The sequence below is a fragment of the Bradyrhizobium sp. GW821-FHT12B03 genome (assembly GCF_058807535.1).
The window spans coordinates 153,816-167,931 of sequence record NZ_JBXAQU010000003.1 but is presented as its reverse complement, the minus strand read 5'-3'; the positions used below and the strand labels follow the sequence as shown (position 1 = coordinate 167,931).

At 63.9% G+C, this 14,116-nt stretch carries 12 protein-coding genes; 6 read left to right on the top strand and 6 right to left on the bottom strand.

Going from position 1 to position 14,116, the window contains the following annotated elements:
* Positions 1–33 precede the first annotated feature (33 nt).
* From AC1RUR_RS07875 to AC1RUR_RS07850, 6 genes are read left to right on the top strand one after another with little or no spacing between them, the layout of a single operon-like run.
* Positions 34–651 (top strand): 2-hydroxychromene-2-carboxylate isomerase, encoded by a 618-nt coding sequence (locus AC1RUR_RS07875; protein ID WP_492842538.1) that lies wholly within the window; start codon positions 34–36, stop codon positions 649–651.
* 51 nt (positions 652–702) lie between these two features.
* A complete protein-coding gene (locus AC1RUR_RS07870) occupies positions 703–1,683 on the top strand; it encodes an ABC transporter permease (protein WP_492842537.1) in 981 nt (326 codons plus the stop codon).
* Between the two features lie 24 nt (positions 1,684–1,707).
* Positions 1,708–2,619: an ABC transporter permease gene (locus tag AC1RUR_RS07865; RefSeq protein ID WP_492842536.1), complete on the top strand. Its 912-nt coding sequence runs from the start codon at positions 1,708–1,710 to the stop codon at positions 2,617–2,619.
* Positions 2,616–3,638, top strand: a complete 1,023-nt coding sequence (locus AC1RUR_RS07860) for an ABC transporter ATP-binding protein (protein ID WP_492842535.1) — start codon at positions 2,616–2,618, stop codon at positions 3,636–3,638. The genes AC1RUR_RS07865 and AC1RUR_RS07860 overlap by 4 nt, the downstream gene beginning before the upstream one ends.
* Positions 3,619–4,551 (top strand): ABC transporter ATP-binding protein, encoded by a 933-nt coding sequence (locus AC1RUR_RS07855; RefSeq protein WP_492843134.1) that lies wholly within the window; start codon positions 3,619–3,621, stop codon positions 4,549–4,551. The genes AC1RUR_RS07860 and AC1RUR_RS07855 overlap by 20 nt, the downstream gene beginning before the upstream one ends.
* Positions 4,552–4,605: 54 nt before the next feature.
* Positions 4,606–5,796 carry a MalY/PatB family protein gene (locus tag AC1RUR_RS07850; protein WP_492842534.1) on the top strand — a complete coding sequence of 397 codons (1,191 nt, stop codon included), beginning with the start codon at positions 4,606–4,608 and terminating at the stop codon, positions 5,794–5,796.
* A 789-nt stretch (positions 5,797–6,585) separates the two neighbouring features.
* Here AC1RUR_RS07850 and AC1RUR_RS07845 read toward each other — a convergent pair.
* The 6 genes from AC1RUR_RS07845 to AC1RUR_RS07820 form a co-directional block, all read right to left on the bottom strand.
* Entirely contained in the window at positions 6,586–7,353 is a 768-nt protein-coding gene (locus AC1RUR_RS07845) for an ABC transporter ATP-binding protein (RefSeq protein ID WP_492842533.1), read from the bottom strand.
* Between the two features lie 2 nt (positions 7,354–7,355).
* A complete protein-coding gene (locus tag AC1RUR_RS07840) occupies positions 7,356–8,360 on the bottom strand; it encodes a FecCD family ABC transporter permease (RefSeq protein ID WP_492843132.1) in 1,005 nt (334 codons plus the stop codon).
* Between the two features lie 86 nt (positions 8,361–8,446).
* Positions 8,447–9,568 carry an ABC transporter substrate-binding protein gene (locus AC1RUR_RS07835; RefSeq protein WP_492842532.1) on the bottom strand — a complete coding sequence of 374 codons (1,122 nt, stop codon included), beginning with the start codon at positions 9,566–9,568 and terminating at the stop codon, positions 8,447–8,449.
* A 4-nt stretch (positions 9,569–9,572) separates the two neighbouring features.
* Positions 9,573–10,442: an alpha/beta hydrolase gene (locus AC1RUR_RS07830; RefSeq protein WP_492842531.1), complete on the bottom strand. Its 870-nt coding sequence runs from the start codon at positions 10,440–10,442 to the stop codon at positions 9,573–9,575.
* The gene (locus tag AC1RUR_RS07825; RefSeq protein WP_492842530.1) at positions 10,436–12,604 is read right to left on the bottom strand and encodes a TonB-dependent siderophore receptor; all 2,169 of its coding nucleotides are present in this window, start codon (positions 12,602–12,604) and stop codon (positions 10,436–10,438) included. The genes AC1RUR_RS07830 and AC1RUR_RS07825 overlap by 7 nt, the downstream gene beginning before the upstream one ends.
* 372 nt (positions 12,605–12,976) lie before the next feature.
* Positions 12,977–13,840 carry a helix-turn-helix transcriptional regulator gene (locus AC1RUR_RS07820; RefSeq protein WP_492842529.1) on the bottom strand — a complete coding sequence of 288 codons (864 nt, stop codon included), beginning with the start codon at positions 13,838–13,840 and terminating at the stop codon, positions 12,977–12,979.
* Positions 13,841–14,116: the final 276 nt, after the last annotated feature.

Sequence of the window (14,116 nt, the reverse complement as noted above, 5' to 3'; positions counted from 1 at the left end):
TCACACCAATCCCGCCTCCTTGTTGGCCAACGCATGCGGTTCGCTTTCCATATGACGCAATTGATCGAATATTATTTCTCCATCAGCTCACCGTGGGCCTATCTGGGTACGCAACGACTGATCGCATTGGGCCAGCGCACCAATGTCGGCATCGAGCCGCTTCCGATCACGACCATCGACGAACACGGCTGGATTCCGATGAAGCACAAATCCGCGGCGCGCCAACGCTATGGCCGCGCCGAGATCGGACGCTGGAGCCGGCGTCTCGGCATCGCCATGCAGCAGGACCGGCCGATCGACATCAAGGATCCGACGCCGGCCGCCCGGATGGTCGTTGCGGCAAGCGTCGAAGGACAAGATGCACTGGCGCTCTCGTATGCCCTGCAGCGCGCGTATTGGGAACGCGCCGCCGACATCGGCATGCCAGCGGTCCGCGGTGAGATCGCCGATGCGATGGGCTACGACGGTCAGCGACTGCTCGACGCGGAGAGCAGCCCCGCGGTGAGCGAGAAATGGCAGGACAACAGAACCCGCGCGATCGAGCTCGGCGTGTTCGGATCCCCCACCTACGTGTTCGAGGGCGAATTGTATTGGGGCCAGGACCGGTTGGACTTTCTCAGACGTCATGTCGTCGAGGGCGCTCCGGCATGACCACGGCAAGTATTTTGGCGTCGCGCGGCCGCGCAGGGAGCCGCTAAGCGTATGGCACTCGGCCCCGCCCGACGGATGTTCCAACGCGTCGCAGTCCAGGCGATCCCGACGATATTGGGAATCATCGCCCTGAATTTCGTGCTGCTCAATCTGATGCCCGGAGATGCCGCCGATGCGATCGCCGGCGCATCGGGATCCGCGACCGTCGAGACGATGGAGGCGCTTCGCCGCACCCTCGGGCTCGATCAATCGTTGCTGACCCGATTCATCAACTACGTCATCAACGTCGCCTCGCTCAATTTGGGAACGTCGAGCAATTACGGCACGCCGGTGATCCAGGTGATCATGGAGCGCCTGCCGAACACGCTGCTCCTGATGTTGTCGGCCTTTGTCATCGCGGTCACGCTTGGCATCGTGCTGGGCTGGATCATGGCCGTATTCGCCAACAAATGGCCCGACCGCCTCCTCACCACGATCGTGCTGTTATCTTATTCCGCGCCGGGATTCTGGATCGGCCTCATGGCAATCGTCTTGTTCTCCGCGCGGCTCGGCTGGCTGCCGTCCGGCGGCAACGAGACGATCGGCGTCGGCCTGAAGGGGCTGGCAATGGTGCGCGATCGCGCCGCGCATCTGGTCCTGCCAGCCTTTGCCCTGGCAACGTTCTTCATCGCGATCTATGCCCGCCTGACACGCGCTGCGATGCTCGACGTGTTGCGACAGGATTTCATGCGCGCCGCAACGGCCAAGGGCCTGCATCCCCTCGTCCTGCAGTTCCGGCACGCCCTGCGCAACGCCTTGATCCCGGTGACGACGGTGGCCGGACTGCATCTCGCAAACCTGCTGAGCGGCGCCGTCGTGGTCGAGACCGTGTTCAATTGGCCGGGGCTCGGTCGCCTCACGATGGACTCGCTGGTGGCTCGCGACTTCAACGTGCTGCTCGGCATCCTGCTGCTGTCGTGCATCGTCGTGATCGTCACCAATGTCGTCATTGACTGGATCGTGATGTGGCTCGATCCGCGGATCGAAATGTGAGTTCCAACCGTTGGCAGATGATGCATGACAGACGCCGTCGCTGAGAGATCCGGCGCATCGCCCTCGCCTGCAATCACCGTCGCTCCGCCGGTCGCGAGCCCGGCACGGCGCCTGCTGCTCAACTGGATTCGCGATCCCTTTCTTTGCGCGGCCACGTTGCTGCTCATCGGCGTCATCGCGGCTGCGGTCGCCGCCAACATGATCTTCCCCGGCGATCCCCTCGACATGGTCGGGTCACCCCTGCTCTGGCCCGGACAGGACTGGGAGTTTCCACTCGGCACCGACGCACTTGGCCGCGATCTCGCCGCCGGCATCGTCCACGGCGCCCAGGTCTCGCTGCTGGTCGGTTTCTTTGCCGCGCTGATCGGCCTGTTCATCGGCACGACGATCGGAGCCCTGGCCGGTTATTTCGGCGGCATCATCGACAATATTCTCGTGCGGATCACCGAACTGTTCCAGACCATCCCGGCGATCCTGCTGGTGATCGTCATTCTGGCGATCGGAGACCCCTCAGTGTTCCTGATCGTGCTGTCGATCGGCATCGCATCGTGGCCGATGATCGCGCGACTGGCACGCTCGCAATTCATGGCGTTGCGCGACGCCGATTTCGTGATGGCGGCGCGCGGGCTTGGATATAGCACGCCCCGCATCATCATCGGTGAAATCCTGCCTAACGCTTTGCCGACCCTGGTGGTCGCGACCTCCGTGCTGGTCGCGAACGGCATTCTCGCCGAGGCCGGCCTGTCGTTTCTCAATCTCGGCGATCCCAACCAGGTCAGCTGGGGAAGCCTGATCGGCAGCGGCCGCACCATGCTGCGCAGCGAATGGTATATCAGCGCGCTGCCCGGGCTTGCGATCGTCCTCACTGTGCTCTCGATCAATGTCATCGGCGACCGCCTGACCGACATCCTCAATCCACGATCGGGGGCGAGATGAATTCGTTGCAGCGGCGTCACCCGGTTCTCGAAGTGCTGGACCTCAAGATCGGTTTTCCCCAGAGTACCGCGGTTCACGGCATCACGTTCGCGATCGAGCACGGAAAGACGATGGCATTGGTCGGCGAGTCCGGCTGCGGCAAGTCGCTGACGGCGTTCTCGATCCTGCGGCTGTTGCCGCCGACGGCTGCGATCCTCGGCGGCCAAGTCGTGTTCGACGGCCAGGACCTCGCCACCGTGTCCGCGCGCGAGCTGCGCCGGATCCGCGGCAAGGGCATCTCCATCATCCTGCAGGAGCCGATGACGTCGCTGAACCCCGTGCTGACGATCGGCGCGCAGATCTGCGAGATCATTCGGCGGCACGAAGGCCTGTCGCGCGCCAAGGCCAGGGCGCGCGCACTCGAGCTGCTCGACCTCGTCGGGATCGCCGAGCCGCAGCGCCGCTTCGATCAGTTTCCGCATCATTTTTCCGGGGGCATGCGCCAGCGCGTGATGATCGCGATCGCGGTCGCCTGCAATCCCCAACTGCTGATCGCCGACGAGCCGACCACCGCGCTCGACGTCACGATCCAGGCCCAGGTGATGGAGCTGTTGAACACGCTGCGCCGCCAGCTCTCGATGGCCATGCTGCTGATCACGCACGATCTCGGTGCCGTCGCACAATGGGCCGACCGCGTTGCCGTGATGTATGCCGGCCGGATCGTCGAACAGGCCGACGTCGCGGAGTTCTTTTCGGATCCCAAGCATCCCTATTCCAAGGGATTGCTGGCGTCATCGGTCGGCGACGAGGCGCATTACACCGAGCGACGCCTGACCGAGATCAAGGGTTCGATTGCCTCGGCGGCTGGCACCACGGGATGCGCGTTCGCGCCGCGGTGCCCGAAAGTCGCGCCGGCCTGTCACCGCGCGCCACCCGCACTCGAAATGATCGACGGCGGCATCATCCGCGGCGGCTGGTCGGTCGCGTGCTGCCAACTCCATGCCACGGAAGGTCATCGCGATGCCGTTGCTGTCGGTTGAGAATCTTCGCACCAGCTACACGTCGCGCGGCCATACGTTCCATGCCGTCGACGGCGTAACGCTCGACGTCGCCGAACACGAGACGGTCGGGCTGGTCGGCGAATCCGGTTGCGGCAAATCCACCCTCGGCAAGACGGTGGTGCGGCTGCTGCGCCCGAGCGCAGGCGCCATCCGGCTGGCCGGCGAGGACATTAGCCAGCTCGGCGAACGCGCGCTGCAGCCGGTGCGGCGCCTCGTTCAGATGGTCTTTCAGGATCCGTTCGGCTCGCTCAATCCGCGCCAGACCGTCGGCACCATCCTCGATACGCCACTGAAGGTCCACGGCATCAGGGATCGGGAGGCGCGGCGGCGCCGGGTGCTGGACATCGCCGGCAAGATCAGCATTCCGCAATCGGCGCTGCAACGTTATCCGCATGAATTCTCCGGCGGTCAGCGCCAGCGCATCGGAATCGCGCGGGCGCTGATTCTCAATCCGAAGCTGCTGGTCTGCGACGAGCCGGTGTCGGCGCTGGATCTGTCGATCCAGGCCCAGATCCTCAATCTGCTCGTCGACCTGAAGAAAGAGCTCGGGCTCGCCTACCTCTTCATTTCACACGATCTGTCGGTGGTGCGCTATTTTGCCGACCGCGTGCTGGTGATGTATCTCGGCCGCATCGTCGAGAGCGCCGATCACGCCACGCTGTGGCATGACCCGCGTCATCCCTACACGCGCGCATTGCTGGCCGCGATCCCCTCGGCCCATCCGAACCGCAAGCCCGCGACTGCCCTCGCCGGCGACGTCGGACAGGGCATCCCCGAACGTGGCTGCCGGTTCCGGATGCGCTGCCCGATCGCCGTCGAGCAATGCAAGACCGAGGATCCTCCGTTGCGCAAGCTCGCAAATGGCAATGCGGTGGCCTGTCATCTCGGCTAGGCTACCGTATCTCCCTTCTTCCTTGTTCTCATTGAAAGCGTTGTGACCGCCATCATGATCCATCCCGAACCGATCCACTTCGAATTGTCCGAGACCGCTTTGCGAGCGCGCCGCAATGCCAAGTGGAACCAGTACGAGCCGGGCGTTCTGCCGGCCTTCGTCGCCGATATGGATTTCGCCGTCGCCGCGCCGATCCAGGCGGCGATCGAGAAGATCGTGCACGCCGGCGACTACGGCTATCCGATGCGCGACGGATTGAAGCCCGATCGCAAGGTCGCCATCGCCTTCTCCGAGCGCATGAAGTCCCGCTACGGCTGGGAGCTGTCACCGGACCTGGTGCTGCCGCTTGCCGACCTCGTGCAGGGGACTTATGCGCCGATCCTGGCATTCTCCGATCCCGGCGACGGCGTCGTGCTGCAGGTCCCGAACTATCCGCCGTTCCGGGATGCCATCACGACCACGGAGCGCCGGCTGCGGCCGCTTGCGATGCGGGACAACGGCAGCCGCCATGCCGTCGACATGGGCGAACTGGAAAAGCTGGTGGACGCGCGCACCCGCATCTTCATCCTCTGCAATCCGCAAAACCCGACGGGGCGCGTGTTCACGCGGGACGAACTGATCGCCTTGAGTCATTTCGCGGAAGTGCACGACCTGATCGTGATCTCGGACGAGATCCACTCCGACCTCGTTTATCCCGGTCACGAGCACATCCCGTTCGCCTCGCTCAGCCCGGAGGCCGCAGCCCGCACAATCACGCTCAATTCGGCGACCAAGAGCTTCAATATTCCCGGCCTTCGCTGCGCCGTGATCGCGTTCGGCAGCGCCGCGCTCCGCGACCGCTTCCACAAACGGATTCCACTGCGGTTGACTGGTTCCGCCAATGTCGTCGGTGCGGATGCCACGATTGCCGCCTGGACCGAAGGCCAGCCCTGGCTCGATGCCGTGCTCGCCCATCTGCTGAAGGCGCGGAATCGTGTCGCCGACGTGCTGGCGAAGGAAGCGCCCCAGATTCGCTTTCACGCGCCCGAGGCGACCTATCTGACATGGCTCGACTGCAGCCGCCTCGAACTCTCAGCCTCGGCGTTCGACTATTTCCTGAACAGCGCAAAGATCGGCTTTTCCGCGGGCGAGACCTTCGATCCGGAGTGCCCGAAATTCGTCCGCTTCAACTTCGCAACCTCGATGCCGATCCTAGATGAGATGCTGGACCGCTTCGTCACGGCCACAAGGCGAAACGCGCGTTGAGTGTGCGCCACGGGCGAAAGCATATCGCCCCTCTTGGCGGGCCTATGGCTCTACGTGCCAACCTGCTCGAAAAAGCTGCGTTCGATCGAGTAGCCAGGTTGCTCCGGTTCGGCGAAGCACCACTATAAAAAGCTTGCTCACGCTGGCTGCCTCCAGATTTTCCTGGATCTACCGGTGCACACGACGTGCACACCGCGCCCACTAAGCTACTGAACAAATTGAATTCTCGCTCCAATCCATCATGGGGGCGCTAGAAAATTTCTAGCCTAAGGCACTAATTTAATTGATCTAATTTGTTTCATTCCCATACGGGTTGGACTTGGGAAATCCAGCGCGAACGAGCCTTGATACATTTTGACTCTTTCCAGAATGATACCCCTCGGTTGGAAGCCCAAAAATGGCAGATCTGAATTCTCAGTTCACACATGAAGCACACCAAAGCCCGAGTGCACACGTACGACAGCGTCCACTCGGTGCCTCTAAAAATTGGTGCTTTTCCGCTGGAGCCACTCCCGCCTCCATTCACATTGCGACCCGAACAGACAAAGAGAGCGCTAGGAACGACCCACATTCAATCGGAATTGGCAAACAGCTTTAGCAATGAAGTCAGCGTTGATCCAACGTCCCAACGAGTAAACTACATGCGCCGCAACGTGAGGGCAGTTAAGGAAACGCCTCAATAGAGCGTAAGGGACATGATGAAATTGGATCACTTCATGCAATCGCGTCGCCGGACCACGACGACCACTCGCCTTTATAGCAAGACCAGGAAGACGACCCACAGCCACATCATTCGACCTGTATGTGAACGCCGCCACGCGCGGTCTGCTCGACGACGGCGTCGATGCCATAGACCTGCCTCAGCGTCGGCGTCGTAATCACATCCCGTGGGTGGCCCTGCGCGAACAGCCGCCCCCCGCTCAATACCGTCACCGTATCGGCCCATGATGCGGCGGCCTGGAGATCGTGCAGCACCATGATCACGATCATGCCCTTGCGCGCCTCCTCACGCACATTGCCTATCACCTGCTGCTGATAGCGTAGATCGAGCGCGCTGGTCGGCTCGTCCAACAGCAGGAGCCGCGGCTGCCGCACCAGCGCCTGCGCGAGGCTGGCCAACTGACGCTGGCCGCCGGAAAGCGTGTCGAACGGCCGAAGCGCAAGATCGAGGATTTTCAGGCGATCCAACGCTTCGAGCGCACGCTGCTGTGTATCGACACTCGTTCCATCCGTATCCATCGGCGAGGCGCGCTGGGCCGCGATGACGGCCTCGACGACCGTGAGCGACAGCCGCTGCGGCACGACCTGCGGCATGAAGGCGACCTTGCGCGCCCGCTCGCGGGTCGGAGCATTCAGAAGGTTTAATCCATCCAGCCGCACGCTGCCGCTGGCCGGCAACAGCCCCGCGAGCACACGCAGAAGCGTGGTCTTACCTGCGCCGTTCGGCCCGACCAGTGCAGTGATACACCCCTGCTCGATCGGCGGCAGCGACAGGTCCGTCAGCACCTCGCGCCCGCGATAACCTGCCCGCACATTTTCGATGTCAAGGCCGGCCATCGTCAGACCGTCCGGCGCCGACTGAAGATCAGCGAGAAGAACACGGGCAGCCCCACCATCGCAGTTACGATCCCGATCGGAAGCAGCACGCCCGGAATGATCGTCTTGGACGCGACCGAGGCCAGCGACATGATGGCCGCCCCGGTCAAGGCGCTGGCGGGCAACAGAAGCCGGTGATCTTCACCGATCACAAGCCGTGCGATGTGCGGGCCCGCAAGCCCAACGAAGCCGATCGTGCCGACGAAGGCGATCGCCGTCGAGGTCATCAGGCTGACGCGCAAGAGCGCCATCAGACGCAGCTGCGTGATATTGATACCAAGACTGCGCGCGCGGTCTTCGCCGAGCCGCAGCGCCATCATGGGCCAGGCCGCGCGCTGGGCGAACGGCAAAGTGATGAGCAGCGCCAGAGCGAGCACGCGCACCTTGTCCCAGCTTGCGCGCGACAGGCTGCCCATGGTCCAGAACACGAGCTGCTGAAGCGCCTGTTGGCTCGCCAGAAACTGCGTCAACGCGACCAGCGCGTTGAAGGTGAAGAACAGCGCGATGCCGCACAGCACAAGGATGTCCGTCCCCGAGCCGCGCCAGCGCACCACCAATTGCAACACCACGACGACGATCGTCGCGAACACGAAGGCGTTGGCCGAGATCAGCCAGGCCTGCGGCACGCCGGGAATGCCGACACCAAGCACGATCGCCAGCGCCGCGCCGAATGAGGCGGACGACGACACGCCGAGGGTGAAGGGACTTGCGAGCGGATTATCCAGGATCGTCTGCATCTCGACGCCCGCGGTCGCGAGTGCCAGCCCGACCAGGACGGCCAGAACGGCCTGCGGCAGGCGAACCTCCCAGAGGATCGCGACCTCCGACGCGCCGAGCGAGTCCGGCCGAAAAATGCCACCGAGCGCACCGGCAAGCCCGAGCCGTGACGGGCCGGTGCCGAGATCGGCAACGAAAGCCGCGAGCGCAACCAGCGCCAACAGCGCAAGCCAGGCGAGCCGGCGCCGCATCCGCGCGCGATACACAACAGCCGTCTTCGCCAGCAGGTCGGGCGATGTATCCCCCTGCCCCCGGCCCAATTGCGGCGACACGGAGTTCATTTCAGATCAATCCAGTACACACCTTGCAACGGCACGGCGAGGAAGCGGGTATTGAGCTCCGCAATCGTCGAGTCCGGATCAATATCACGTGCAGTTTGCGGGTTGATCCACCGCGCCAGTGCTTCGGCCGCGACGACGTTGAGCGGCGTCGCGATGATGTTGTGGAACAGGCCGTAGACACGGCCGTTGCGCACGGCGTTGAGGCCGGCGAAGCCCGGCCGCGCCACCACCGCGGCAAGCCGGTCGCGAATGGTCGCGGCGTCGAAGCCGGGACCGATGACGAGCCCACCCGATGCTCTCAGGTGCGCACCGCCCGTGCCGATATAGACTTCGGGATTGGCCGAAATGACATATTCAAGACTGAGCTGCGCCGTCGGCCCGGGCGCGACGGAGGCCGAGATGCTGTCGCCGCCGGCAAAGGTGACGAAGCGGCCGATATTGCCGGCGCCCGGCGCGTGGCAACAATCGGTGACGCCGGCATGCGTCTCAAGCAGCACGCGTGGACGCGGCCCGGTGGCGTGCGCGACATGCTCCGCGATGCGCTTCATGTGCTGTTCGTAGAATTCGGCAAATTCATTGGCCCGCGCGTCCCGCCCGATCACCCGGCCGAGAATGCGCACGCTCGCGACCGTGTGCTCGAATGGTGCGACGAAGAAGTCGGTGAACACGACCGGAATGCCGGCAGCCTCGAGCTGCCGCGCCACATCGTTGGCGCGCCCGCCGGGCGCAAAGCTGACGCCGAGCACGGCGACATCGGGCTTGATTTCGATGGCGCGCTCGACAGGGAACGTGCCGTCGCTGCCGATTCCGAGCACCGGGACCTGGTCGATCTCCGGGAACTTTTGGCGGTATTGCGCGTAGCTCTCGCTGTCGTTGCGGCGGAACTCGCCGAGCCACGCCGCCATGAAATCGACCGGCTTCGGATCGAGCAGCGAGAGTGCGATGATCTGACGGCCCTCCGCGAGCAGCACGCGCTTTGCCGGACGCGGAAGAGTGACCGTCCGTCCGGTGACATCGGTGACGACGACCGGCTCATCCGCCGCCGTAGCCGGCTGCGGCGCAAATGCGAGGTGCGCAGTTGCGAGTACAGCAAGAGCGATGGTCACAAAACGGCGCATGATCTCACTTCGGAGGTAGCGCAAATCGGAGCGCAAGGCTGATGGCGGATGGAACGACAGAGGCATGGTTTTCCTCCCCAAACATCCGAAACGAGACGTCGAGCGATTCGTCCGCGGTCCGCGTGAGCGCGGCGGTAAATTCGCGGGCATTATCGACCATCCGGTTGCGCCTTAGCCATGATCCATAATCGTCGGCATCGGCGTCACCCGACGACATCCCGCCCTGCTCCAGGCTGCCGACGGTGACGAGCACGCGGCGACGCGCCAGGCTAGGTGCCGCAAAGGTCTTCAGCCGCTCCGTGAGCGCATCGGGCGCGAACCAGATCGACGGACTGGCGGCGACGTAGCTACGGACCAGCGCCGGCCGGGTCAAGAGCGCGTAAAGCCCAAGCAACCCGCCAAAGGAGTGGCCGAACAGCGCGGTGCGGTCAGGATCGATGGCGAACTCGTCTGATATGGCCGGCGCCAGCTCGCGCTGGATGAAATCGAGGAACGCGTCCGCGCCCCCGGTCTCGTCCCATGCACGGTTGCCCGGCCGCCGTGCCAGACGATCGGTCGCGACCGGCGGCGTGTAGTCGTAGGTGCGCCGCTTCGCATCGATCCAGTGCACGGTCGGATAACCGATGCCGACGATGACGGACGGCGTCACGCCGGTGCGCTCGGCGCGGCGCGACTGGAGCGCCAGCGCCGCCGTCGCAATCGGAAACATGCCATTGCCGTCCAGAAGATAGAGCACCGGCAGCGGCCCGCGCGGGCGCGGCTCCGGCCGCCAGACGAAGATCCGATAGTCGTGCCCCGCGGCCGAGTGCATGTCGTGCACCGAAGCACCGGGCAGCATGCCGTCGGCCGTGCGCTGGTCGTTGTTCCCTACCACTGGTATCGGATCGTCCCCATGGTCGAGCGGCCATTGCCATAGAAGCACTGCGTCGCGGAGGCGCAGGCCGACACGTAGGTCTTGTCGAACAGGTTGGTGACGTTCAGCGCCAGCTTCCAGCCCTTCAACTGCGGTGACAGGCCGTAAAGGTCGTAGTGCAGCATGGCGTCGGCGAGGATATAGGCCGGCACGATCATCGCCATGGAGTTGATGTTGTCGCCGAAGGATTCGCCGACATAGCGGACGCCGCCGCCGAAGCCGAAGCCCGCCATCCTGCCGCTCTGGATGGTGTAGTCGGCCCACAGCGAAGCTGTGTTGGCGGGCGCGCCCACCGGCGCCTTGCCCTGGATCGAGATGCCGCTGACCACTTGGGTGCTCCTGGTGATCTCGATGTCGTTGTGGGCGGCGGCCGCGATGATGTCGAGGCCGGGGATCGGCGTCAGCTTGGCACTGAACTCGATGCCCTTGGAGCGCACCTGACCCTGCTGGATCTGGCAGTTGACCCCGGACTGGGTGCAGGCCGGATAGGCGGCGTAGAGGTGCGCCGTATCCAGGGTCAGCACGTTGTTCTGCGTGATGTCGTAGAGCGACAGCATGAAGAAGCCGTTGAAGCCATTGGGCTGATATTTGACGCCAGCCTCATACTGCTCGCCCGTCGTCGGCACGAAGGCCGTGCCGGTGTAGTCCGTGCCGATGGTCGGCTCGAATGAGGTCGCATAGCTGACATAAGGCGCGAAGCCGTTGTCGAACAGATAGGTCAGGCCGGTGCGCCAGGTCGTCGCGGAATCGGACGGATGGCTGCGGTTGGTGTAGACGCCGGTCGCGATGGTGCGCGTGTCCGAGGTCGCATTGGCCCAGTCGTTGCGGACGCCGATCACGGCGGCGAGCTTGCCGAGCCGGATCTGGTCCTGGAGATAGACGCCGGTCTGCTCACGCTCCTGGAGCGTCTGCGTCGTCAAAGCCGGCGCGGCGATCGTGCCGTAGTTCGGATTGAGATAGTTGATGTAGGTGGTGGCGCCGTTGCCGAAGGTCGCATCCGACGAACTCTTCTGGAAATCGACGCCAGCCAGCACGGTATGCTGGAGCCAGCCGGTGGCGAACTTCGCCTCGGCCTGGTTGTCGATGGTCGCGGCCTGAAGATTCTCGATGTAGTGCGTGCTCGAGCGGCCGATGCACAGATTGGCCGTGGTGCCCGCACCGCAAGTCGAGCCCGCGCCGAAGCCGGTCACCGAGAGCGCCTTGAAGTCGCTCGACAAGTTCATGTAGCGGAAATTCTGGCGGACCGTCCACGTCTCGTCGAAATGATGCTCGAATTCGTAGGCAATGGAGTCCTGCGTGCGGCTGTAGCTGTTGTAGTCCGGATGGCCCGCGAAGAAATTGCGGGGGATCTGTCCGTTCGCGTTGATCTGGAGCGTACCGAGGGCCGGCAACCAGTTCGGCTGGTAGCTCGAGGGGTCGCGGTCGTGCACCGCGCGCACGGTGAAGGTGGTATCGGCCGTCGGACGCCAAGTGATCATCGGCGCGATGAACTCGCGCTCGGTGGTGGTGTAATTGACGTCGGTGTCGGCCTTGCGGCCGAGCCCGATCACCCGATAGAGCAACTGCCCGTCCTGGGTGATGGGACCGCTGACGTCGAAGCCGCCTTCGATGCGGTTGTGATCGCCGAAGCGCGTGAACACCTCGCCTTGCGGCGTCGCCGACGGACTCTTGGTGATCAAATTGACCATGCCACCGAGATTGTTCTGGCCGTAGAGCACCGAAGCCGGACCGCGCAGGATCTCGACCCGCTCCAGGAGATACGGATCGACCGACGGCATCGCATAAGAGACGCCGCGCGGAAGGCGCAGGCCGTCCCAGAAGTGCAGATAGTTGGCGTTGGCGCCGAAGCCGCCGAAGCCGCGAATGAAGACGTTGTCGAAGCGGTCGCCGACGCGGGTCTCCGCAACGACACCTGGCTCGTAGCGCAGGGCTTCGGCGACCGAGCGGGCGCCCTGGGTGGTCATCTGCTCACGGGTCACGACCGTGATCGACTGCGGCGTTTCCATGATCGAGCTGTCGGTCTTCGATCCGGTGCCGGTGCGATGGGCGACGATACCCCGTACCGGCCCGCGGGCCGTTTCCTTCGGTGCAACCGATGCCGCGGCCGGCTTCGGCTGGCTCATGGCGGCTGCGCGCGGAGCCGAGGACGTGGCGCGCACCGGACGGCGCGGAGCTCGCGGCGCAGGACTCTCGACCACGACCGGCGGAAGGCTTGCCCCATTCGTCGATTGCGCATGAGCAACATGGATAGCACCAGGCCACTGACCAGCGACAACCAGCGCCGAGGCACAAATGATCCACTTTCCGCGAGAAACTGTCATCATCCCCATTGTCCAAGAACCAGTCCAAGAATTCGCCGCGGCACCTCGCGCTGCTCTGCATCCGGTGTTGCACGATGGAACAACTGGACCTAGGGGCGAACTTTCGTTCGCCGGACTCTCGCTTTCGCTCAAAGTTAGGAGACTTAAAAACTGGGACAGGATGTGGTCCCGCCGTCAGCGCAGGCTGCTCGGCGAGACGCCGAAGCGCTTGCGGAAGATGGTGGCGAAATGGGCGGCGCCATAACCGACGTGGAAGGCCGCTCCCGACACGCTCATTTCGCCGGTCGAGATCAGCTTGTAGGCCTGCTCCAGCCGGTATTCCTGGAGGAAGCCGAACACGCTCGCGCCATAGACCTGGCGGAAGCCGGACGAGAGCTTCCGCACATTGAGTCCGACCTGCTGCGCCAGCGCGTCGAGGCTTGGCGGCTCGCGCATGGAGTCCACCAACAGATCGCGCGCCTTGCGGATGCGCTCGACGTCGCGCGCCGCGAGCCGGCTGTCGGCATCGCCCGCCTGGGTGGTGCAGGAGGAGATCGCGAGCGCCACGAGCTGCATCGCCTTGCCGCAAAGATAGAGTTCGCGCTCGGGCCCACGGATCGGACAGTTCGTGATCTGCGACACCAGCACCTGCAGCGCGCGGTTGGCAGGACAGGAAGCGAGCTGCGCACCGCGATGGCTTGCGCCTCCGATTGCGGCGAACGACCGGTCGAGCGCATCCGTCATCTCGGCGCCGAGCACGCTCTCGTTCATCTGCACGATCAGGTAGCGGATCGGCGCATTGGCCGCGAAGACCTGGTCTCGTTCGGCATCCGCAGAGCTGCGGATCAGCAATACGGTCGGCCCGCACACTTCGCGCCCGCGGTCGCCCCCGACGCTGATCTGCAAACGGCCGCTCAAGAGCACCACGGTCTTGATACCCGCAGGCAGCGCCGTATTGACCCGCTTGGGCTGATCGAAGCGGTTGATTCCAGCCGACAGGACGAACCCGCCCGACATCATTATCAGCCGCTCATTCAGATCCACTCCTTCGGTGGCCATCGGTTCCGTCGCAATTCTCCCGTTCTCGAAACCACCGCATCTCAGGCCTGCGATGGCGATCCTCAAAGATGAGGCACAGGTACAACTTAGACTCACTGCTCGGCAGGGGGCTACGATCTAGCACTCAGATTAAATGACTTCTAAACTCGCTCATGATGATTGCGCACAGGAGCACAACGTCCAGAAACAATCGTGCCCCATGGACACATGGCGCCGCCTCCTTGACCAGGGTGGGGCGACGATTCCGAGACGATTCCGCGTCTACTGCGGCAAAAG